Genomic DNA, 21,092 nt, shown 5'->3' with positions numbered 1-21,092 from the left:
GCGTAGTCGTGATCTTGGGACCCGCAAACGCGCGTCCCCGGTACGACTCGGAGCTAACAGTAACGTCCCGCTGCGGAGCGCTGTCGCCCGGTCGGGGTCTTGCGCGCCGGGGGTCGCTCTGCGTTTCCCTCCCGTCCTTCCGGGTATCCGGTCCAGACGAGACGCCAGGTCAGGCGGAGGTGGGGCCCCATGGGTGCGGCACGGCAGCACGGCGAGCGGCTGGAACGGCTCGTTCTCGGCGGACTGGCGGACCTGGGGAAGCTGAGAGAGGTCGTGCGGCTGCTCCTGCTCGACTGCGCGCAGGACGACGTGATCGACGCCGTGCTGGTCGCCGACGAGCTGGGCACGCTGGGCTGCGAGTACGGCACGCAGCCCGTCGACGTGAGCGTCAGCCGCTCCTACCGCCGGCCCGCGCTGCGGATCGCGGTGAACTCGCCGTACCTGGGCCTGCCGTTCTCGCCGAGCCGCTCGCGCACGAGCCGCCGCGTGCTGGAGGCGTGCGCCGCCGACTGGGGCATCGGGAACGAGCACGAGGGCACCACGCTGTGGGCGTGCGTCCAGCTGCCCAGCGCGGTCCCGGAGCCGGACGGGCAGCACTTTCCGGAACCCCGGGTCTCGGCTTGAGTCTTTTGGTCCGTTGTGGACAGTGCTCGCACGTTGAGGAGGACGTTCTCCGTCGTCTACTCTCGTGATGGCCAGGCGTCAATTTGGCAACCTCGGGGTGCTGGGCTCTGGCTATAGAATGGCCAGTGCGCGTTTCAGGAACTGCTGCTATGTTGGGTCCCAACCTTCCCTATGTATTGATCAACGATCATGCCGAATTTCTGTGGGGGAGGGATTGTGTCTCCTGGCAAAAACACGAGTGCATCTCCAAAGTCTGGCGAAAGTTCATCGGCGGCCGGACGCAACGTGTCGCTCCGGCAGTTGACGTTGAATCGTTGGGGCCTCGTCGTTGCGGTAGGAGTCGCCGTCGCGTGTGAGAACGGAAGCTCGGCACCCGCGTCGCAACAACAGGTGTCCGGTGCAGGTAATCAGGTGAACCAGGGGTCGGGGCCGCAGATTCAGGGCAGTCCTTGTGCTCAAGTTGCTGCGGGCGCATCCTGTGTTGCGCAATTGCAGAATGAGGTGCAGCAACTGGACAGTTCTACGGCGGCCGATGATGGCAAGTTCATCGAAGAGTTGAAGAAGAATACCAACAGTCCTCCGTCCGCAACTGGCCCCTGGCCGTACGTCGTCGTCAACACGGTGGTTTCAGATCTGAGGGGTATCACACGTCAGACCCGGGTGATCCCTATCGAGCCTGGATGTACCAGGGGTACCTCGTGCCGCTGAATCACAACGGCGCCATCCCGAACTGTTGATTCCGTTGCTCAGCCTAGGCCGAAGCGCTGGCCCAGTTCCGTCACCTCGGGTAGCCCGATGAGGTCCGTGAACTCGCCGAACGACGGCAGGTCCGTCATCGCTTCGATGGGAGTGCCGTCCGCGGCGATGCGCCCGTAGACGTTCCGCAGCGCGCGCGTCGCCGCGAGGAGGCCCGAGATCGGGCAGATGACGAGCCGGAAGCCCAGTTCCCGCAGGTGTTCCAGGTCCACCGGCGGGGTCTTGCCGCCTTCGACCCAGTTGAACAGCAACGGGAAACCCGCGAACTCGGTGGCCACGCGCTCGATCTCCGCCTCCGTCTCCAGCGCTTCGACGAACAACGCGTCGGCGCCCGCGTCGCGATACCGGTGGGCCCGCTCGATCGCCGCGTCCACGCCCTCCACCGCGCGGGCGTCCGTCCGGGCGACGAGCACGAAGTCCGGGTCGCGCCGGGCCGCGACCGCCGCCCGGATCTTGTCCACCGCGGTGTCCGCCGGGACCACCTGCTTGCCCGTCATGTGGCCGCACCGCTTGGGCGAGATCTGGTCCTCCAGATGGATCCCGGCGACCCCGGCCCGCTCGTACTCCTGCACCGTCCTGATCACGTTGAGTGCATTGCCGTAGCCCGTATCGGCGTCGGCGAGCACCGGTACGTCGACCGCGGAGGTGATGCGGCGGGCCGTGTCGACCATTTCGGTCATCGTCAGGAGCCCGACGTCGGGGCGGCCGAGGAGCGAGGCGGTGACGCCGAAGCCGGTCATGTAGACGGTCTGGAACCCGGCTTCCTCGGCCAGGCGGGCGCTCAGCGCGTCGTACGCTCCCGGCGCCAGCACGGGTTCGCTGCCCGCGAGCAGTTCCCGCAGCCGGGTGGGCCCGGCGTTGCCCCTGCTCAGGAAGTCACTCATCGCTGACCCTCCGTAGTCGTCAGGGACACACTATCTCGTGCCGCGGAAGCGCAAGGGTTTCACCGTTCCCGATTCCGGGCAGCAGAAGAACATCGGAAAAAGCCGGAAGGTGGGGAGGGAACCATGAGCATGACAGCGGACAGGCCGTGTCTTGCGTCCACCGCGGCCGAGGAACTGGCTGCGGCAGTCGCGGCGGCGTTGCGCCCGGACGACGCGCCACTGGACCACGACCCGTGCCGACGGGGGGTCGGCGCGGCGGTGGAACGGCTCGGCGCGGCGCTGCGGGACCTGATCACGGAACTGACCCCGAAATCCACGTCGCTCTCCGATACGGCCGTCGCCAGGGCAGCCGATCTGGCGGCGGACATCCGCTTCGTACGGCCGACGGACTTTTGATCGGTTGGGGTGGATCGCTGCCGGGGCCGGGGTGGCTCCGGTCGGTGCGGGGTTGCGGCTGGGATGGTGCGGTTGGTACGGCGGTGTGGGTGAGCGGCTGACGGTGGGGGCGTCGCCGGTTGGTGCGGTGGCGTCGGTGAGCCGCTGGGCTGGATGGCTTTGATCGCTGCGCGAGATCGATGACCGCCGCGGGTGGGTGGCCAGGGCTGGAGGTCCCGGGCAGGGTGGCCGAAAGTCCCTGGTGATCGGGGTCGAATGCCTGAGGCGGGTGAAGCGTTTCGCTTCGTACCTTCGTTGAGCGAAGGGGAGGCAGCATGACGCAGATGGCGAGCCAGAGCCCGATCGTGGTCGGAGCCGACCATTCCCCGGCAGCACTGCGCGCGGTGCACTGGGCGGCGCGGGAAGCGCGGCGGCGCGGTGTACCGCTGCGGATCGTGCGAGCCGGAGTCAACGGGGCAGCGCCTTCGGCGGCGAGTGGCGATGGGTCGGTCGCGGGCGTGTTGGCCGGTCGAAGCACCGCAGCCAGTGGAGCGGACAACGCCGCCGGGGAGGCGGCTGCAGGGGTTCCCGGGCACGGTGGAGTGGGTGGCCGGGGAGCTGTCGGCGGTCCGGTTTTCGAGAGGACTGAAGGCGCCGAGGCCGGTCAGATGGGCGGTGGATCGCTGCCGGGTAAGGCGGCTGCTGAAGGCGCGAACTCCGGTGGCGGCCCGGTCGCCGGGAAGGGGGCTGCCGAGGTCGCCCAGGTTCGCGGCGGCGTGTGGGCGGGAAGCCGGCCGTTGCCTGGTGATGTCGACCGGGTGCTGATGGGGGTGGCGGTGACCGAGGTGGTTTCGGCCGGGTCGCCGTTGAAGGTGTTGTTGGCTGAGGCCGAGGCGGCGAGGATGGTGGTCCTCGGGCCGGTGGGGGACGGTGAGGTGCCGGGCGTGCCGGTGGGATCGTTGCCCTCGCGGTTGGCCGGGTACGCGGCGTGCCCCGTGGCGGTGGTGCGTGACGGCGGCGACGGCCCGGTGGTGGTGGGGATCGACGGCGGCCCGGCATCCGAGGCGGTGCTCGACGCCGCATTCGACGAGGCCGCGAGCCGCCGGGTGCCGTTGGTGGCGGTCCACGCCTGGAGCGACGCGGAGTTCGAGGACGGCCCGCGCTACGTCGGCTGGGAACCGGTGGCCGAGGCCGAAAACCGCGTGCTCGGGGAGAACCTCACGGCCTGGCAGGAGAAATATCCCGATGTGACCTTGCGGCGCATCGCGGTCCGCGCCCGGCCGCGGCACCTGCTGCTGGAATGGAGCCGGCGGGCACAACTGGTGGTGATCGGCGCTCGTGGGCGCGGTGGGTTCGACGGGCTGCCTCTCGGATCGGCCGCGCAGGCGCTCGTGCAGTACGGCCATGGGGCGGTGCTCGTCGTGCCGTCAGCAGGCTGAAGCGGGCTGCAAAATTCGGGCGACCGTATGCGGCATACCGAAACCCGCAAACTGCATACCGCCTACAGGAGTTTGTCCAGGGTGATCGGCAGGTCCCGTACCCTCCGGCCCGTCGCGTGGTACACGGCGTTCGACACCGCCGCCGCGGTGCCGACTATGCCGATCTCCCCGATTCCCTTGCTGCCCATCGGGTTCACGTGCGGGTCGTGCTCGTCGAGCCAGTGTGCCTCGATCGAGCGCACGTCCGCGTTCGCCGTGATGTGGTACTCCGCCAGGTCGTGGTTCACGACATGACCTGTACGGATATCGAACACGCTCTGCTCGTGCAGTGCCATCGACAAGCCCATGGTCATCCCGCCGATGAACTGCGACCGCGCCGTCCGCGGGTTGATGATCCGGCCCGCCGCGAACACCCCCAGCAGCCGCGGCACGCGGACCTCGCCCGTATCGGCGTGGACTCGCGCCTCCGCGAACTGGGCGCCGAACGCGTACATCGCGTACTGCTTCATCGCCTCGTTCTTGCCCGCCGAGCCCTCCGCCTCGTCGCCGTCCTCCGGGTCGGTGCCGAACTTGTCCCGGAAGTTCCGCGCCGCCTCCACGACCGCCCAGCCCCAGCTCGCCATGCCGGACGAACCGCCCGCCACCGGCGCCTCCGGGTACTTCGTATCTCCAATTCGGACATCCACATCGGACAGTGGCACGTCCAGCGCGTCCGCCGCCACCTGGGGCAGCGCCGTCCACGTGCCCGTGCCGAGGTCCGCCGCGCCGATCTCCACCATGTACCGGCCGCGCGCGAACCGCACCGCCGCCTGCGCGCCCGCCTTGAAGTACGTCGGGTACACCGACGACGCGACGCCCGTCCCCACGAGCCAGCCGTCCTCCAGTCGCACGCCCGGGCGCGGATCCCGTGAAGCCCAGCCGAACCGGGACGCGCCCTCGCGCAGGCACGCCACCAGGTTCCGGCTCGAATACGGGTTCCCCGTCTCGGGATCGCGCTCCGGCTCGTTGCGGATCCGCAGCTCGATCGGGTCCATGCCCAGCCGCTCGGCGAGCTCGTCCATCGCCACCTCGGGCCCGAACATGCCGGGACACTCGCCCGGCGCCCGCATCCACGACGGCACCGGCACGTCCAGCGCCGCCAGCCGGTGCGTCGTGCGGCGGTTCGGCGAGGCGTACATCATCCGTGCCGGAATCCCCGTCTGCTCCGCGAACTCCTTGATCTTCGACGTCTGCTCCACGACGTCCAGCGCGAGGGCCGACAGCCGTCCCGAACCGTCCGCCGCCAGCCGCATTCGCTGGATCGTCGGCGTGCGGTACCCGGCGAGCGAGAACAGCTGCTGCCGCGTCAACGCGAGCTTCACCGGCCGCTCCGGCAGCGCCCGCGCGGCCATCGCGGCGAGCACCACGTTCGCGTGCGGCAAGCCCTTCGAGCCGAACCCGCCGCCGACGTACGGGCAGATCACCCGCACCCGCTCCGGATCGAGCCCGAACAGCTTCGCGATCGCCTGCCGCGCCGGGTGCACGCCCTGCGTGGAATCCCACAACGCCAACAGGTTCCCGTCCCACAACGCCGTCGTGGCGTGCGGCTCCATCGGATTGTTGTGGTACATCGGCGTCGTGTAAATCTCGTCCACTGTGTACTCAGCGGATGCCATCGCCGCGTCCACGTCGCCTTCGTCGGTGTCCGGCGGGAAGCTCGGGTTGACCTTCTCCGGCCGGTACAGGTCGTCGCGGTCGGCGGACAGCTCCGCGTCGTGCGGCTGCTGCGCGTAGTCCACACGCACCAGCTCCGCGGCCTCCCGCGCGATCTCCGACGTCTCCGCGACCACCACTCCGAGCAGCTGCCCGCGGAACGCCACGTCGCGGTCCTGCAGGATCGCGAGTTCCTTGTCCTCCAAGGAAGCCAGCCGTTCCGCCGCGCCCGCGACGATGACCGACAACACCCCGTCGAGCCGCTCGGCCGCCGAGGTGTCGAAGGACAGCACCCGGCCGCGCGCGATCGTCGCCTGCAACGGATAGCAGTAGGCGGGCTGGTCGACCGGTGCCTCGTAGGCGTACTGCGCGGTGCCCGTCACCTTCACGTGCCCGTCGCGGCGCCCGGTGTCGAGACCCATCGACCGCGGTTCCAGCAGGCCGGTCATGCGCACAACTCCTTCAACACCGCGACGAGGGTCCGGGTGAGCAGTGGAACCTTGAAAGCGTTTCCTTCGTCCGGTCGCGCGTCACGCAGCTCGGCTTCCGCGGCCGCCCGGAAGTTGTCCTCTGTGGACTCAGCGCCACGCAACACCTCCTCGGCCCGGTAGGCCCGCCATGGTTTGTGTGCCACGCCGCCGAACGCGAGCCGGACGTCGCGGACGATCCCGTCGGCGACGTCCACCGCCGCGGCCACGGACACCAGCGCGAACGCGTAAGACGCGCGGTCACGAACCTTGCGGTACCGGGACTTCCACGCCCGCGGCGGCAGCTCGATCGCCGTGATCAGCTCGCCGTGCCCGAGCACGGTGTCCAGGTCCGGCCGGTCGCCGGGAAGCCGGTGCAGTTCGGGGAACGGGATCGTGCGCTCGCCGTCCGGGCCCAGCACGCGGACCGAAGCGTCGAGCGCGGCCAGCGCCACGGCCATGTCGGACGGGTGCGTCGCGATGCAGTGCTCCGACGCGCCGAGGATCGCGTGGTAGCGGGTGTAGCCGCCGATCGCGGAGCAGCCCGAACCCGGCTCGCGCTTGTTGCACGGGGTCGTGACGTCCTGGAAGTACACGCACCTGGTGCGCTGCAACGGGTTTCCGCCCGTGGTCGCCATGTTGCGCAGCTGCCCCGTCGCCCCGGACAGCAGCGCCTGGGCGAGCACGGGGTAGCGTTCGCGGACGCGCCGGTCCGCGGCGAGGTCGCTGTTGCGCACCGCGGCGCCGATCGACAGGCCGCCGTCCTCGCGCTCGGTGATCTCGTCCGAGGTCAGCGACGTGACGTCGACCAGGACGTCCGGCCGCGCGACGCCCAGCTTGAGGTGGTCGACCAGGTTCGTGCCGCCCCCGAGGAATGTCGAGGACGGGTTCGCCGCGACGCTGCGCACGGCGCTCTCGGCGTCGGCCGGCGCTTCGTACGTGAACGGCTTCATCGTGTCTCCCCGGCCTGCTGCACGGCGGACACGATGTTCACGTACGCGCCGCAGCGGCACAGGTTGCCGCTCATCCGCTCCGCGATCTCCTCGCGGCTCAGCTCCGGTTCGGCTTCGAGGTCCTCCGTCACGTGGCTCGGCCACCCCGCGGCGACCTCGTCGAGCATCCCGACGGCCGAGCAGACCTGGCCCGGCGTGCAGTAGCCGCACTGGAAGGCGTCGCGGTCGACGAACGCCTGCTGCACCGGGTGGTCGAGCCCGGCCGCGGTGGTGACCTCGGCGCCGTCGTGCGCCACCGCCAGCGTGAGGCAGGACAGCACGCGGCGGCCGTCGAGCAGCACCGTGCACGCGCCGCACTGCCCGTGGTCGCAGCCCTTCTTGGGACTGAGGTTGCCCGCGCGCTCGCGGAGGGCGTCCAGCAGGGTCGTCCGGGGGTCGACCGCGATGCGGCGCTCCTGCCCGTCGACCCGCAACGTCGTCTCGACCTGCATGACCGCTGGCCTACCCGCGCCGCCCGGGGGCAAACGTAGGGTGCGGACGTGACCAAACTCGACCTCGACCCGTCCGGGCTCGCCGTGCTCACCATCGACGCCGGACCGCTCAACCTCTACACCCCCGAACTGCACGCCGACCTCGACGCGGCGCTCGATCAGCTGCCCGAGGACACGCGTGCGCTGCTGATCCGCGCCGACGGCAAGATCGTCAGCGGCGGCGTCGACGTGCAGCAGTTCGCGGCGCAGGAGACGCCGGAGCAGGCGAAGGCGCTGTTCGACCACATGCTCGCGCTGCCGGACCGGATCGCCGCGCTGGAGTTCCCGACCGTTTTCGCCGCGCACGCGCTGTGCCTGACCTGGGCCTTCGAGGTCGCCGTCGCGTGCGACCTGATCCTGGCCGCGGAAAGCGCCAGCTTCGGGCTGGTGGAGAAGGTCGTCGGGCTGACCCCGACGATGGGTGGCACGCAGCGGCTGGCCGCCCGCGCGGGCGTCGGCAGGGCGAAGGAGTTCGTGATGACCGGCGAGAGGTATCCGGCCGCGACGCTGGAGCGGTGGAACGTCGTGAACCGCGTCCTGCCCGACGACGGGTTCGACGAGGCTGCTCGTGCCTTCGCCGCGTCGCTGGCCGAGGGGCCGACGCGGGCGCACGCGGCGACGAAGAAGGTGCTCGACCACTTCCAGCACGGCGGTGTTCCCGAGGCGAACGCCCACATCACGACGATCGCCGCCGACCTCTACCGCACCGAGGACTTGAGGAAGGCCGTCCGGTCCTTCCTCGACGAGGGCCCCGGAAAGGCGACCTTCACTGGTCGCTGAAAAATTTTCCGCGGGGCGTGTAGAGACGCCGTCGGCGGCTCCGACCAGTGGGTGAGCCGACAAGAAGGAGCGAACCATGAAGTACCTGCTCATCATGCACCTGAACCCGCGGATCTGGGAGTCGCTGACCGAGGCCGAGCGCCAGGCCGTGGCGGACGGGCACGGGGCGTTCATCGAGACCGTCCGCGAGTCCGGCGAGCTGATCAGCACCGAGGCGCTGGCGGACCCGTCGGAGAGCGCGGTGGTGACCGTGCGCGACGGTGCGCGGGTGGTCACGGACGGCCCGTACCTGGAGACGAAGGAGTACCTCGGCGGGTACTACCTGCTCGACGTCGAGAACCGGGAGCGGGCGCTGGAACTGGCGGCGCTGATCCCGGACGCCTCGGTGGAGGGCATCGGCGTCGAGGTCCGCCAGGTGATGTTCTCGGCCGGTGTGGAGATGTGAGCGCTCCCAGGATCGAGGACCTGCTGCGCGAGTGCGCGCCGCAGGTCCTCGGCGCGCTCGTCCGTCGCTACGGCCGGTTCGACGCGTGCGAGGACGCCGTCCAGGAGGCCCTGCTCGCGGCGGCGACGCAGTGGCCTTCGGACGGCGTCCCGGCGAATCCACGTGGCTGGCTCGTGACGGTCGCGTCGCGGCGGCTCGTCGACCAGGTGCGCAGCGACGAGGCCCGAAGGCGCCGCGAGGAGACGGTCGCGGTGCAGGACGTGCCCGGCGAGCCGCCTCCGGACGAGGACGACACGCTCACGCTGCTGTTCCTCTGCTGCCACCCGGACCTGTCTCCGGCGTCGCAGGTCGCGCTCACCCTGCGCGCGGTCGGCGGCCTGACCACGGCCGAGATCGCGCGGGCGTTCCTGGTGCCGGAGGCGACGATGGCCCAGCGGATCAGCCGCGCGAAGCAGCGGATCAAGGCGACCGGGTTCTCCCCGCCACCCGAGGGAGAGTGGTCCGGCCGCCTGCGGGCCGTGCTGCACGTGCTGTACCTGATCTTCAACGAGGGCTACACGGCGACCTCGGGTGCCGAACTGGAGCGCGCGGACCTGACGGCCGAGGCGATCCGCCTGACGCGGGCGGTGCACGCGCTCCTGCCGTCGGAGGGGGAGGTCGCGGGCCTGCTGGCGCTGATGCTGCTGACCGATGCCCGCCGCCCCGCCCGCACGGACCCCGGCGGGAACCTGGTGCCACTGGCCGAGCAGGACCGCGGCCGCTGGAACGCGTCGTCGATCGCGGAAGGCGTGGCGCTGGTGACGGCGTCGCTGGCCCACTCGGAGCTGGGGGTGTACCAGCTGCAGGCCGCGATCGCGGCGGTGCACGCCGAAGCACCGTCCATAGTGGACACGGACTGGCCGCAGATCGCCGTGCTGTACCGGATCCTGGATCGCGTCGCCCCGAACCCGATGGTGACGCTCAACCGCGCGGTCGCCGTCGCGATGGTCGAAGGCCCCCGGGCGGGCCTGGCGCTGCTGGACACCCTCGACGGCCGGCTGCCGGAACACCACAGGCTGGACGCGACGCGGGCCCACCTGCTGGAGATGGCGGGCGAGACGGAGGAGGCGAAGCGATACTACGAGAAGGCGGCGAAGGGCACGGCGAGTCTGCCGGAGCGGCGGTACCTGGAGGGGAAACGGCGGGGTCTGGGCTGACGGGTGCATTGCCGGGCGGCGGTGACGCGGGGCACGCGGCGTAGGAACTTCTCCTGCTGGGTACTGCTGCGTCATGACCAAGGTGACCCCAGATGACCTCCGTGTCCTCCTCCGTTCCGGCGAGGGCAGCAAGCTGATGCTCGAAGCCGGGCAGATCATCCTCGTCCAGCCCGAGCAGGCGGCCGACCACCAGGGTGCCCTGACGGTCGCGTCCCGGGAGGACCTGCGGGAGCGGCTGGGATCCGATGAGCCGGACGAGCGGACGCTTCAGGAGCAGGCCGAGATCCTCAGCACCGAGATCACCAACCTGGGCGCGTGATGACGACCGGGGTCATCACCACCTCGATCCCCGCACGACTCGACCGCCTGCCCTGGGCGTGGTTCCACTGGCGCATCCTGATCGGGCTCGGCACGGTGTGGATCCTCGACGGGCTCGAGGTCACGATCGTCGGCTCGATCTCGTCGCGCATGACCGAGCACGGCAGCGGCGCGGCGATGAGCTCCGGCGACGTGGGCGTCGCCGCCGCGTTCTACGTGCTCGGGGCGTGCCTCGGTGCGCTCGTGTTCGGGCAGCTCACCGACCGGTACGGGCGCAAGAAACTCTTCCTCGTCACGCTCGGGGTGTACGTGCTCGCCACGATCGCCACCGCGTTCACGTTCGCGCCGTGGTTCTTCTTCCTCGCGCGGTTCGTCACCGGTTCGGGCATCGGCGGCGAGTACTCGGCGATCAACTCCGCGATCGATGAGCTGATCCCCGCCCGGCTGCGTGGTCGCGTGGACCTCGTCGTCAACGGGACCTACTGGGGCGGCTCGGCCGCGGGCTCCGCGCTGGCGCTCGCGCTGCTCGACACGTCGATCTTCCCGATGGCCGTCGGCTGGCGGATCGCGTTCGGGCTCGGTGCGGTGCTCGGCGTGCTGATCCTCGTGGTGCGCCGCCACGTGCCGGAAAGCCCGCGGTGGCTGTTCATCCACGGGCGCGGCGACGAGGCCGAGAAGATCGTCGGCTCCATCGAGGAGGAGGTCGAGCGCGAGACCGGCGAGGAGCTCGACCAGCCGGAGCAGACGATCCGGATCCGCCAGCGGCACGCGATCCCGTTCCGGGAGATCGCGCGCACGGCGTTCAAGACGTACCCGCGCCGGGCGGTGCTGGGGCTCGCGCTGTTCATCGGACAGGCGTTCCTCTACAACGGCATCACGTTCAACCTCGGCACGCTGTTCTCCACGTACTACGGCGTCTCGTCGGGTTTCGTGCCGGTGTTCGTGGTGATCTACGCCGTCGGGAACCTGCTCGGCCCGCTGCTGCTGGGACGGCTGTTCGACACCGTCGGGCGCCGGCCGATGATCGCCACGAGCTACCTCGGCGCGGCGGTGCTGACGGTGCCGCTGATCTTCGTGTTCGCCAGCGGGGCGGGCGGCCCGTGGGGTTTCCTCGTGCTGCTCGTGGCGACGTTCTTCCTGGCCTCGGCGGGGGCGAGCTCGGCGTACCTGACGGTGAGCGAGATCTTCCCGATGGAGACGCGTGCCCTGGCGATCGCCTTCTTCTACGCGATCGGCACCGGCGTGGGCGGCATCATCGGCCCGCTGCTGTTCGGCTCGCTCGTGGAGGCGAACGAACGCGGCCCGGCGGCGATCGGGTTCGCCGTGGCGGCCGTGGTGATGGCCGTCGGCGGAATCGCCGAGCTGCTGTTCGGCGTCAAGGCGGAGAACGCGCCGCTGGAGGAGATCGCGCAGCCGCTCAGCGCGCAGTGAGCTCCGACAGCAGGAAGCTCTCCCCGCGGTTGAGGGTGCGCACGGCCGTCGCCGGCTTCCGGTCGGCGACGGTCTGCAGGAAGTTCGACAGCGGCGAGTGGAAGTTGCCGTAGTCGTCGAAGTGCACGGGCACGGCGTGGGCGGGGCGCAGCAGCTCCAGCAGATCCACGCCCTGCCGGTCGTCCATCGTGACGAGCACGCCGAGCACGCGCGTGCCGCCGAGGTGCACGATCGCGAGGTCGATGTCCTGGGAGCGCTCCCGGATCTGGCGCAGCTCGTCATGCACGACGGTGTCGCCGCTGACGTAGATCCGCAGCGGGTCCGCGCCCGGCGCGGCGGTGTAGGTCCAGATGCTGCCCATCACCGGCGGCAGGACGCGCTGCAGCAGGCCGGGCGCGTGCCGCGCGGGCACGGCGGTCACCGTGAGGGCCGCGCCGCCGTCGGTGAGGGTCTCGCTCGCCCACGTCTCCAGCGGCACGGTCTCGCGGAAACCCTTGCGGCTCAGGCGGTGCGCGGCGTGGGACGTGGTCAGGATCGGCACCGTGGCGGCCAGGTCCCGGCGCGCGACGCGGTCGAAGTGGTCGCCGTGCAGGTGGGACAGCACGACGGCGTCGAGCGGGGGCAGCTGGGCCAGCTGCGCCGCGGGTTCGGTGCGGCGGCGCGAGACCAGCCCCTGCCCGAAGTAGCACCACTGGCCGCGGTGCAGGAAGTTCGGGTCGGTGAGCACCGTGAACGGGCCGAGCCGCAGCAGGACCGTGGCGGTGCCGATGAACGTCAGCGAATCCCCGTCGGGCAGGGGCAGTGGTTCGCGCATAGTGCGGGGGCTACCCGGCAATCCTGGCGCCATGCGACCACTGCGCACCGCGTTCGACGCGCTCGCCCGGGCCCGCGGCGCCCGCGCGTTCCATCCCCAGGGGATCCTGCTCGACGGCACCCTGACCCCGCTCCGTCCGGGAGCGTTCCCACTCGTCCCCACAGAGGTGCAGGCACGCCTGTCGAAGGGCGCGGGCGTGCCGCAGGGGTTCCGCGACGTGCTGGGCCTGGCGGTGCGCGTGCCGCTGGAGACCGGGCCGTGGGACCTGACGTTCTCGACGATCGGGCCGTTCGGGCGGGTGCTGCCGTTCCCGTCGGCCGGGTGGTGCGACCGGCCGTTCAGCAGCCTCGCGCCGTACCGGGTCGACGGGCAGCTGCGGTGGCTGCTCGCCCAGGCCGCCGCGGGGCAGCCGGATGTGGACGCTTCGCTGCGTGCCGCGCGGCGGCTCGTGCGTGGCGGCGGGTTCGAGCTGGTGGTGGCCGAGGCGAAGGCCGTCGGCGTGCCGGAGCCGATCGCGCGGCTGCGGCTGCACACCGTGTGCGACGACGCCGACCGTCCGGCCTTCGACCCGATGCTCAACCACCCGCCCGGGGTGACGTTGTCCCCCGGCTGGCTGGCGAAGGCGCGGGAGCTCGCCTACTCCGGAAGCCGTTCCGGCCGGTCCTAGCGGTGGTGGCTCAACACGTTCACGACGTGTCCGTGACTGGTTCGGAAGAAGAAGCGGCGAACGCCCCACTCCTCGTCCTGCAGCGGATGAACGATCTCGGCGCCGGTGGCCCGCACCTGCTCGAAAGCCGCGTCCACGTCGGGAACCTCCAGTGACAGCACCGGGTTGCACGGGGCGGTCCGGTCCTTCGACAGCACGCTGAACTGCGCGCCGGCGCCGGAACCCAGCGTGGCGATCCAGCCTTGGTCCATGAGCACGTCCAGGCCCAGTAGCGACGAGTACTCCTCGACCGCGGCGGCCACGTCCGGCACGGTCAGGATGGGAACGGCACGCTTCAGGTCCATGGCCCCACGATAAGCGACTACTTGCCTCAGCGGAAAGAAGCGACTACTTTCTCGGTAGGAAAGTAGTCGAAGGAGGCAGTCGTGGACGAGCAGCAGCGGGCGGCGGAGGCACTGGCGGCGATCGACGGGCACCGCGAGCGGGCGCGGCGGGCGGCACGCCTCCCGTGGTGGGTCTACGCCGTGATGTTCGTGCTGGTCGCGGCCGTGACGGCGGCCAACGACTTCGTGGACCTCACCGGTGCGAAGGCGATCTCGGCCGTGGTCCTGGTGCTGCTGGTGGTCACGCTCGTGGTCACCTTCGCGAGTGGTTCCGCGCCGCTCAGCAGGGTGCGGGGTGTGCAGCTGCGGCAGTCGTTCAACCCGCGCGCCTACGGTGCGGTGGTGCTCGTCGGCTGCGCCGGTGGCTGGCTGATCATGCGCTACGGCACCGGATTCACCCAGGCAGTCGCGGACGCGGTGGGTCTCCACGGCTACCCGAACACGGTGACCGGTGTGCTCTACGGCGCCGCGTTCACCGGGCTGTTCGCCCTGTCCCAGCTGCTGCGGCAACGATGACCTCGGGCCTGGACCGTCTGCTCGCGGACCCGACGCGCCTGGCGATCATGTCGGTGCTGGACGTGGCGGAGTGGTGCGATTTCGCCTTCCTGCGGGAGGCGGTGTCGCTGTCGGACTCGGCGCTGTCCAAGCAGCTGACGACGTTGCGGAAAGAGGGCTACGTCGAACAGCAGCGGACGTACGCCGGCCGGGTCCCCAAGACGACGGTGCGGGCCACCGACGAAGGCCGGCAGCGCTTCCTCGGCCACGCCGAAGCGCTGCGGGCCATCGTCGAGCGACCCCGCACCGGAAGTCCGGCGAAGTCCACCTGAGTTTGAGAAGTGGCGGAGCCGCTTGCTGTGGGCCGTCAGCTTGCACCGCTGCGGGTTCTGAGGTGGTTCCTCGCGAGGACAGCGCCGACGTGGTGACCTGGCGGTCATGAGGAGGCGATCCCGGAGCGAGGGGCCGCCTCAGGTTCCGCTACCCGCACCGGCCCGCAAGCCATCTCCTGTCACTACAGCTAACGGCCCAGGACCTTGCGGATGGCGTCGCGGGCGCGGTCCATCACGGCCGCCGGGGCGCCGGCGAGTACGTTCGCCGCGGCGCTCTCCACGCCCGGGTGCGGGCGGGTCGGGGCCACGGCCTCCGCCGCCTTGACGGTCTCCGCCATCGCCTCCAGGCGCTTCTGGTCGTTGCCCCGGCGCAGCAGCGGGAACTCCTCGCGCTCCTCGTGCTCGGCGTGCGCGAGGACGTCGTCGCGCAACTGGAGGAGCAGCGTGTCGAAGCCCTCCGCGTCCGGGCCCAGCTCATCCAAAGTGGACAGCAGCTCCTTGGCCCGGTGCTCCTCGCCGACCCGCGCGTCGACGACCGGGTCGCCGCCCTGCTGCTTGCGCACCTCGGGGTGCACCAGCTCCTCCTCGGCGGTCTCGTGCACCGACAGCAGGCGCACCAGCTCCCGGAAGGCGTCCTTGCGCTCGTCGCCCTTGGTGCGCTCGACCTCGCCGAAGAGCCGGCGGATCTCCTGGTGCTGCTGCTCCAGCAACGTGATGACGTCGTTCGCCACGGTTACTCCTCCTTCGGGGTGTCGGGAGGTGGGGTACCCGTCGCCTGCGGAGGTACTCACCGGAACAGCGTGGTCAGCTCCACGCGCGAGCGGATGCCGAGCTTGGCGAAGATGTTGCGCAGGTGGTGCTCGACGGTCCGCGGGCTGAGGAACAGCTGCGCCGCGATCTCCCGGTTCGTCGCGCCCGCCGCGACCAGCTTCGAGATCTGCGCCTGCTGCGGGGTCAGGTCCAGCCCGGCCGGAGCGGGGAGCTCGACCGCCTCGCCCGCCGCCCGCAGCTCCGCGCGCGCCCTGTCCGCCCAGTACGTCGCCTCGTAGCGCTGGAACGTCTGCCACGCGCTGCGCAGGTACTTGCGCGCGTTGCGCGGCTTGCGGTGCCGCCGCAGCCGTTCGCCGTAGAACAGCTCCGTCCTCGCCAGCTCGAACGGCCGGTCCGCGCGCCGGTGCAGGCGCAATGCCTCCCGGAAGTGCTCGTCGGCCTCCTCGCCCGCCGCGAGCAGGGCCTGGCAGCGCTGGGACAACGCGAGCTGCGCGGGACTGCCCGTGCTGCACGCCCACTCGTCGAAGCGCTCCAGCGCCTCCGTCGCCGCGGCGCGCTCGCCGCAGCGCACGGCGGCCTCGACCACCTGCGGCGTCGCCATGATCCGCACGAACGGGTTCGGCGCCACGGCCCGCAGCCGCTCCAGGGCGTCGGCCGGGCGGTCCTCCGTCAGCTCCAGGCAGGCCCGCGCCCACGCGTTCAGCGCCTTCGGCCCGGCGAGGTCCCGCGCGTCCTCCGTCACGTTCGCCAGCCGCAGCAACGCGGTCTCCCGGTCGCCGAGGCGAGCCGCGAGCAGCGCGAGCATCGCCAGGTGGTGCACCACGCAGTTGTGCTGCCCGGCGGCCTGCGCCAGCCGCAGCCCGTCCACGGCCGCGCTCGCCGCCGACGCGTAGTGGTCCAGCCGCAGCGCGGCGTGCGCGAGGAAGTCCAGCGCCCAGGGCGCGAGCACGCCGCTGCCGTCCCCGGTCGCCGCCGCGACGGCCTGCGCGGCCAGCTCCTGCGCCCGCTGGTCGTCACCCAGCACGAGAGCCGCGAGGGCGGCCCACGCCTTGGGCGCGCAGCCGGGCACGTTCGCCGCGGCGGTGACCACGCGCCGCAGCGGCTCGCGGGCCCGTTCGTGCTCGCCCCGCAGGACCGCCTCCAGGCCGCTGAAGTGGTCGGTCATCAGGTGCAGCAACGGTTCCGACGGTCGCAGCAGCGCATGCGCCCGTTCGGCGGTGGTGAAGAACCCGTGGAGGTTCCCGGCCGCGAACGTCGCCTCGCCCGCGCGCATCAGCGCGGTGACGGCGAGCGAGGGATCGGCGGACCCGAGGTCGTCGGCCGCTTCGAGCAGGCTGCGGTGCCCGGCCGCCGGTGCGCCGTCGCGCAGCTCGATCTCGCCCGCGAGCAGGGCGGCGAGGCCGCGGATCGTACGGTCGCAGGTCAGCGGGCGCAGCCGCCGCAGCAGTACACGGCTGTGCTGTGCCTGCCCGGCGAGCCACGAGTCGCGCGCGGCCGAGAGCAGGCGCAACGCCCTGTCCCGCGGTTCGGCCGTCAGGTCCGCGGCCTGCCGGTACGCGCCGGACGCCGCCTCGTAGTCGCTCGCCTGCCGCGCACGGGACGCGGCTTCGGCGAGTTCGTCGGCGAGCGTGGTGTCCGGGCGGGGCGCGATCGCCGCGCGGTGGGCGAGCACCTCCAGCGGGTGCTGGCCGTCGTCGAGCAGTTTCGCGAGCTTCTCGTGCGCCGCGTACCGGTCCGCCCACGACATCTCGGCAATAAGGCAGGAGCGCGTCAGTTGTCCGGCCACGGCGATCACGTCACCGTCCTCGTGCACGAGCCGCGAGCCCGTGACCTCGTCCAGCGCGCGCAGCTCGTCGGCGAGGATTCCTGACCGCACCCGCCCGGCGGCGACCACGAGACGCACGAGCCCTTGCGCGGCCGGGGAAAGCCGGTCGTAGCGGCACCGGAACCGCTGCCGCAGGCGGCTTTCCGCAGGTAGGGCCACGGGCGGCGGAGCCGTGCCGGCCAGTTGGCCGGGCGTCAACGCGTCGGCGAGCTCGGTGAGCGCCAACGGGTTTCCCGAGGCCAGCGCGACGAGTTCCTCGGCGAGGTCCGGCGGCAGGCCGTCGGGAACCAGGTCGTCGAGCAACCTCCGGCTCGCCTCCGCCCCGAGCGGATGCAGTGGCACGACGGGAAAATCGCCGGTCGACGGCGGACCACCCGCCAACAGGAACGCGATCGCGTGCCCGTCCGCCCGGCGGGCGCAGAACGAGATGCCCTGCCAGGACAGGGGATCCAGCTGGTCCACGTCGTCGACGCAGCAGAGCACCGGCCGCTCGCGTGCGGCTTCGGCGAGCGCTCGCGTGAAGTTCTGGTAGCGCGCGAAGTCCGTGTCGGCTGAATCACAGGCCGTGCCGAGCGCCTCGGACAGCTGCAGCAGTCCCGCTCCGGGAAGCGCTTTCTCGCCGGCGCTGCCGCGGAGCCGGAGCACGCGAAAATCGTCGGCGGCTCGCGCGGCGGCGTCCAGCAGCGCGGTTCTCCCCAGCCCCGGTTCGCCGCGAACCTCCAGCGTGCCACCGGTTTTGCCGCGGGCGCGGGCCAGCAGACCGGAAAGCGCGGCGAGCGCGGAATCCCGGCCGTGCAGACCGGTACCGGACAAGGCGGTTTCCCTTCCCGCGGTCATCTCGACAGTGTTGCGTCCGCGTAACGGTAACGGAAGGGACTGGTGATTTCACCGATTGCTTCCCCCCGCCGGACGATCCCAAGATGCGACCCCTGAGTTTCCCCGAACCGATCTGGGCGCGGATACGTGCGAGGAGACGTGATGTACGCGGAAAGGGTTGTCGTGGAAGGTGGTCGCCCGGCGGTGGGCGAGGAACGAAGACGCCGGCTGGCCGCGTTGCTGCGCCCCGAACTCCCCGGGCTGGTCGACGAGATCGCCCGCGAGATCCGGCGTGCGGTCCCGGAGTACGGGCGCCCGCTGGAGGAGGTGCACGGAACCGTGCTGCGCGACCGGGTGCAGTACGCGGTCAAGCTGTTCGTCGACCTGGTCGAGTACCCGCACCTGGCCCGCACGGACGCCGACCGCCGGTTCCGGGACATCGGCCGCGCGGAAGGGCACGCGGGCAGGTCGCTGGACCAGCTGCACGCGGCGTTGCGCATCGGCGGCCGGGTGGCGTGGCGGCGCGTGGCGCGGATCGAGCGGCAGCGGGCGCTGCCCGCGGTGGACGTGTCGTGGCTGGCCGACCGGCTGTTCGTGTTCCTCGACGAGCTGGCGGCGTTGTCGGCCAAAGGGCACCGCGAGGTGGGGGTGCAGACACAGGACGCCGGGCGCGCGTTGCGGCGGCGGCTGTTGCAGACGATCCTCAAGCGGCCGCCGGTCTCCCGCTCGGGGATCGCCGACCTGGCGCGCAGCGCCGGCTGGACCGTGCCCGAGCAGTGTGCGCTGGTGGCCGTCGACGTCGAGGCGAACGGGGCCGCGGACCCCGCGCTGGGCCCGGACGTGCTCGCTGACCTGCGGGAACCGGAGCCGTGCCTGCTGCTGCCCGCGCCCGTGACGAGCGAGGGGCTGCAGCGGCTGTCCGCCGCGGTGCACGGCGCGCACCTGGCCGTCGGGCCGACGGTGCCGCTGGGCGAGGCCGCGTCGTCGCTGCGCTGGGCCCGTCAGGCCCTGCGCCTGGTCGGCGAGGGCGTGCTGCCCGACGCGCCGGTGACGGTGTGCGCGGACCACTGGTCGACGTTGTGGCTGCTCAGCGACTCCGCGCTGCTCAAACAGGTCACCAAACGGCGGCTGGCCCCGCTGAACACGTTCCCACCCAAGCAGCGCACACGGTTGGCGGGCACGTTGTTCGCCTGGCTGCAGGCGCAGGGCAACGTGCAGGAGACGGCGAACGTGCTGCACGTGCATCCCCGCACGGTGCGGTACCGGATGCGCCAGATCGAGGACGCGTTCGGCCCCGACCTGCACGACCCGACGGCCCGGTTCGAGATCGAGGCGGCACTGCGGGCGCTCGACCTGCTCAGCCCGCATGAGCGCTGACCTCCTGGCGAACCTCCGCCAGGAGGTGCTGACCGCCGTCGGACGGGAGGCGCCGTGCGGGGTGGCCGAGCAGGTGCTCGCCGACCTGCTCGCCGCGGGCCCGGACGGGTTCGACTGGACCGCGACGCGACGGGAGTTCTACGCCCGGCACGCCACCGCGGCCCGGCTCGTGCTGCGGACCCTGTGGCGGCAGCTGCGGGTGAGCGGCACCGGGCTGCCGCGCGAAACGGTGTGGCAGCTGGGTGACGCGGTGCTGGCGATGGACGAGGAGATCACCGAAACCACCGCCCGCGCCCGGCGCCTGCTCGGCCAGCTGCTCTCGGACCGGGAGGTCGAGCGGCGGGCCGCGGCCGGTACTGCGAGGCAGCTGGGCTGGCGCCTGCCGGACAGCGTGTGCGTGGTGGTGCTCGACGGCCCGCCCGCCGAGCTGCCGGAGGGCGCACTGGCCGATCCGGCGCATCCCGTGCCGCGCGTGCTCGTGCCCGAGCCGCGCGGCCGGGACTGGACGAGCTGCTTCCGCGGCCGCCGGGCGATCGTCGGCCCGGCCGTGCCGCCCGGCGCGGCACCCCGCTCGCTGGAGCAGGCGCTGGAGATCCGCCAGCTCATCGGGTCCCGCTTCATCGCCGAGGCGCCGGTCGTGTTCGCCGAGGACCACCTGCGCGCGATCCTGCTGCTGCGCAACCGCGGGCTGGTGCGGCAACTGGGCGACCGCAGGCTCGCGCCGCTCAAGGACCTGGAGCCGAAGAAACGGGCGCGGGCCTGGGCGACTTTGCTCGCGTGGCTGCACGCCCGCGGCAACCTCGCCGAGGTCGCCGAGATGCTCGGCCTGCACCCGCAGACCGTGCGCTACCGCATGAAGGAGCTGCAAAGGCTGTTTGGCGCGGACCTCGACGACCCCGGCTTCCGGCTCGACCTCGAACTGGCGCTGCGCGGGCTGGCCGCGCTCTACGCCGGCCAGGACGGGGTGCCGCCACTGGCCGCCGTGGTGCGCGAGCGCGGCCTGTCCGACCTCGCCGAGTGATCAGGAACCCACCCGGTCGGCCGCGAACCGGGCCGCGCGCGTCGCGCCGCCGTCGGTGCCGTAGGTGAGGTGGGCGGCGATGTTGACACCGTTGCCGCACACCGGGTCACCGGTGTTGCACAGGTCGATCGCCTTGTCGCCGTACAGCTGGCTCGCGTCGGGAATGCTCTGGCGGAAAAGGCGCAGGGGATTTCCGAAAACGGCAACCGCGGCCACGCGCGGGGCCAGTGCGGGCGGAATGGTGCCACCACTGCCGAGCGCGGTGCGAATTCCGAGAGCGATGTCGACGACACTCGCGCCCTGCGAATACCCGCCGAGCACGAACTGCGTTTCCGGGCACTTCGCGGCGACGTCCTCGACGTGCTCGGACAGGTTGGTGGCGCCGAGGCCGTCACCGGCCTGCGCCACGTCCGCCGGGTAGTCCACGGCGAACGTCGAGACTGTTTTTCCTGGTAAATCGGCTGTCAAGGCGCGGGTGAACGGCGTACCGGTGATGCCGAGCCCGGCGGGCTCGCCGGTGCCGCGGGCGAACGACACGTCCACGTCGGGGCAGCCGGCGGCGTTCGAGACGGTGGTGGTCGCGACCGCGATCCCTCCGGAAACGGCAGCCGCGACGGCGCCGATCACCAGGGTGCGCACAAATCTTCGGGGCACGGTTTCTTCCTTCCGGGAAAACGAACCTTGTGCCCGGAAAGTACCCG

General features: G+C 71.5%; 22 protein-coding genes and 1 pseudogene. 14 read left to right on the top strand and 9 right to left on the bottom strand.

Features of this window, described 5'->3' with window-relative positions; genetic code table 11:
• Positions 1 to 189: 189 nt before the first annotated feature.
• Positions 190 to 624 carry a hypothetical protein gene (locus FHX82_RS13295; RefSeq protein ID WP_145937734.1) on the top strand — a complete coding sequence of 145 codons (435 nt, stop codon included), beginning with the start codon at positions 190 to 192 and terminating at the stop codon, positions 622 to 624.
• Between the two features lie 746 nt (positions 625 to 1,370).
• On the opposite strand, the gene FHX82_RS13290 is transcribed toward FHX82_RS13295, so the two are convergent.
• A complete protein-coding gene (locus tag FHX82_RS13290; protein ID WP_145937733.1) occupies positions 1,371 to 2,264 on the bottom strand; it encodes an isocitrate lyase/PEP mutase family protein in 894 nt (297 codons plus the stop codon).
• A gap of 123 nt (positions 2,265 to 2,387) precedes the next feature.
• Between FHX82_RS13290 and FHX82_RS13285 the strand changes: the two genes are divergently transcribed.
• From FHX82_RS13285 to FHX82_RS13280, 3 genes and pseudogenes are all read left to right on the top strand, one after another.
• On the top strand, positions 2,388 to 2,660 hold the full coding sequence (locus FHX82_RS13285) for a hypothetical protein (protein WP_229880851.1): 273 nt from the start codon (positions 2,388 to 2,390) through the stop codon (positions 2,658 to 2,660).
• Between the two features lie 314 nt (positions 2,661 to 2,974).
• Positions 2,975 to 3,187, top strand: a pseudogene (locus tag FHX82_RS36955) (universal stress protein); the annotation flags it as partial.
• A gap of 120 nt (positions 3,188 to 3,307) precedes the next feature.
• The gene (locus FHX82_RS13280) at positions 3,308 to 4,078 is read left to right on the top strand and encodes a universal stress protein (protein WP_229880937.1); all 771 of its coding nucleotides are present in this window, start codon (positions 3,308 to 3,310) and stop codon (positions 4,076 to 4,078) included.
• A gap of 62 nt (positions 4,079 to 4,140) precedes the next feature.
• On the opposite strand, the gene FHX82_RS13275 is transcribed toward FHX82_RS13280, so the two are convergent.
• Genes FHX82_RS13275 through FHX82_RS13265 form a run of 3 tightly spaced genes read right to left on the bottom strand, consistent with a single transcriptional unit; the run spans position 4,141 to position 7,681 of the window.
• The gene (locus FHX82_RS13275) at positions 4,141 to 6,219 is read right to left on the bottom strand and encodes a xanthine dehydrogenase family protein molybdopterin-binding subunit (protein WP_145937731.1); all 2,079 of its coding nucleotides are present in this window, start codon (positions 6,217 to 6,219) and stop codon (positions 4,141 to 4,143) included.
• On the bottom strand, positions 6,216 to 7,190 hold the full coding sequence (locus FHX82_RS13270; protein ID WP_145937730.1) for an FAD binding domain-containing protein: 975 nt from the start codon (positions 7,188 to 7,190) through the stop codon (positions 6,216 to 6,218). The genes FHX82_RS13275 and FHX82_RS13270 overlap by 4 nt, the downstream gene beginning before the upstream one ends.
• Positions 7,187 to 7,681 (bottom strand): 2Fe-2S iron-sulfur cluster-binding protein, encoded by a 495-nt coding sequence (locus FHX82_RS13265; protein WP_145937729.1) that lies wholly within the window; start codon positions 7,679 to 7,681, stop codon positions 7,187 to 7,189. Before FHX82_RS13265 ends, FHX82_RS13270 begins: the two co-directional genes overlap by 4 nt.
• Before the next feature lie 48 nt (positions 7,682 to 7,729).
• Here FHX82_RS13265 and FHX82_RS13260 point away from each other — a divergent pair, with 48 nt between their 5' ends.
• The 5 genes from FHX82_RS13260 (at position 7,730) to FHX82_RS13240 (ending at position 11,890) form a co-directional block, all read left to right on the top strand.
• On the top strand, positions 7,730 to 8,500 hold the full coding sequence (locus tag FHX82_RS13260) for an enoyl-CoA hydratase/isomerase family protein (RefSeq protein ID WP_145937728.1): 771 nt from the start codon (positions 7,730 to 7,732) through the stop codon (positions 8,498 to 8,500).
• A gap of 76 nt (positions 8,501 to 8,576) precedes the next feature.
• Complete coding sequence (locus FHX82_RS13255) at positions 8,577 to 8,945, top strand: YciI family protein (protein WP_145937727.1); 369 nt, start codon at positions 8,577 to 8,579, stop codon at positions 8,943 to 8,945.
• Complete coding sequence (locus FHX82_RS13250) at positions 8,942 to 10,141, top strand: RNA polymerase sigma factor (protein WP_145937726.1); 1,200 nt, start codon at positions 8,942 to 8,944, stop codon at positions 10,139 to 10,141. The genes FHX82_RS13255 and FHX82_RS13250 overlap by 4 nt, the downstream gene beginning before the upstream one ends.
• A gap of 73 nt (positions 10,142 to 10,214) precedes the next feature.
• A complete protein-coding gene (locus tag FHX82_RS13245) occupies positions 10,215 to 10,460 on the top strand; it encodes a hypothetical protein (RefSeq protein ID WP_145937725.1) in 246 nt (81 codons plus the stop codon).
• The gene (locus tag FHX82_RS13240; RefSeq protein ID WP_145937724.1) at positions 10,460 to 11,890 is read left to right on the top strand and encodes an MFS transporter; all 1,431 of its coding nucleotides are present in this window, start codon (positions 10,460 to 10,462) and stop codon (positions 11,888 to 11,890) included. The genes FHX82_RS13245 and FHX82_RS13240 overlap by 1 nt, the downstream gene beginning before the upstream one ends.
• On the opposite strand, the gene FHX82_RS13235 is transcribed toward FHX82_RS13240, so the two are convergent.
• Positions 11,877 to 12,704 (bottom strand): MBL fold metallo-hydrolase, encoded by an 828-nt coding sequence (locus FHX82_RS13235; RefSeq protein WP_145937723.1) that lies wholly within the window; start codon positions 12,702 to 12,704, stop codon positions 11,877 to 11,879. The two genes, FHX82_RS13240 and FHX82_RS13235, sit on opposite strands and share 14 nt — an antisense overlap.
• A 31-nt stretch (positions 12,705 to 12,735) precedes the next feature.
• On the opposite strand from FHX82_RS13235, the gene FHX82_RS13230 reads away from it, so the two are divergent.
• The gene (locus FHX82_RS13230) at positions 12,736 to 13,371 is read left to right on the top strand and encodes a hypothetical protein (protein ID WP_145937722.1); all 636 of its coding nucleotides are present in this window, start codon (positions 12,736 to 12,738) and stop codon (positions 13,369 to 13,371) included.
• Here the strand turns inward: FHX82_RS13230 and FHX82_RS36950 are convergent.
• Positions 13,368 to 13,715 carry a VOC family protein gene (locus FHX82_RS36950; RefSeq protein ID WP_145937721.1) on the bottom strand — a complete coding sequence of 116 codons (348 nt, stop codon included), beginning with the start codon at positions 13,713 to 13,715 and terminating at the stop codon, positions 13,368 to 13,370. The genes FHX82_RS13230 and FHX82_RS36950 overlap by 4 nt on opposite strands.
• 81 nt (positions 13,716 to 13,796) lie before the next feature.
• On the opposite strand from FHX82_RS36950, the gene FHX82_RS13220 reads away from it, so the two are divergent.
• Positions 13,797 to 14,270 carry a hypothetical protein gene (locus tag FHX82_RS13220; RefSeq protein ID WP_145937720.1) on the top strand — a complete coding sequence of 158 codons (474 nt, stop codon included), beginning with the start codon at positions 13,797 to 13,799 and terminating at the stop codon, positions 14,268 to 14,270.
• A complete protein-coding gene (locus tag FHX82_RS13215) occupies positions 14,267 to 14,581 on the top strand; it encodes a winged helix-turn-helix domain-containing protein (RefSeq protein ID WP_145937719.1) in 315 nt (104 codons plus the stop codon). The genes FHX82_RS13220 and FHX82_RS13215 overlap by 4 nt, the downstream gene beginning before the upstream one ends.
• Before the next feature lie 188 nt (positions 14,582 to 14,769).
• Here FHX82_RS13215 and FHX82_RS13210 read toward each other — a convergent pair whose 3' ends face one another.
• Positions 14,770 to 15,312 carry a hemerythrin domain-containing protein gene (locus FHX82_RS13210; protein WP_145937718.1) on the bottom strand — a complete coding sequence of 181 codons (543 nt, stop codon included), beginning with the start codon at positions 15,310 to 15,312 and terminating at the stop codon, positions 14,770 to 14,772.
• 56 nt (positions 15,313 to 15,368) lie between these two features.
• Positions 15,369 to 18,014, bottom strand: coding sequence for a helix-turn-helix domain-containing protein (locus tag FHX82_RS13205; protein WP_145937717.1), 2,646 nt, complete (start codon positions 18,012 to 18,014; stop codon positions 15,369 to 15,371).
• Positions 18,015 to 18,155: 141 nt separating this feature from the next.
• On the opposite strand from FHX82_RS13205, the gene FHX82_RS13200 reads away from it, so the two are divergent.
• Complete coding sequence (locus tag FHX82_RS13200; RefSeq protein WP_229880849.1) at positions 18,156 to 19,370, top strand: PucR family transcriptional regulator; 1,215 nt, start codon at positions 18,156 to 18,158, stop codon at positions 19,368 to 19,370.
• Complete coding sequence (locus FHX82_RS13195) at positions 19,360 to 20,391, top strand: PucR family transcriptional regulator (RefSeq protein ID WP_145937716.1); 1,032 nt, start codon at positions 19,360 to 19,362, stop codon at positions 20,389 to 20,391. The genes FHX82_RS13200 and FHX82_RS13195 overlap by 11 nt, the downstream gene beginning before the upstream one ends.
• On the opposite strand, the gene FHX82_RS13190 is transcribed toward FHX82_RS13195, so the two are convergent.
• Positions 20,392 to 21,045: a cutinase family protein gene (locus FHX82_RS13190; RefSeq protein WP_145937715.1), complete on the bottom strand. Its 654-nt coding sequence runs from the start codon at positions 21,043 to 21,045 to the stop codon at positions 20,392 to 20,394.
• Positions 21,046 to 21,092: the final 47 nt, after the last annotated feature.

It is taken from the genome of Amycolatopsis bartoniae (genome assembly GCF_014191255.1).
Classification (GTDB): domain Bacteria; phylum Actinomycetota; class Actinomycetes; order Mycobacteriales; family Pseudonocardiaceae; genus Amycolatopsis_E; species Amycolatopsis_E bartoniae.
Note: the sequence above shows the minus strand (reverse complement) of the source record. Positions and strands in the feature narration are given on the sequence as shown.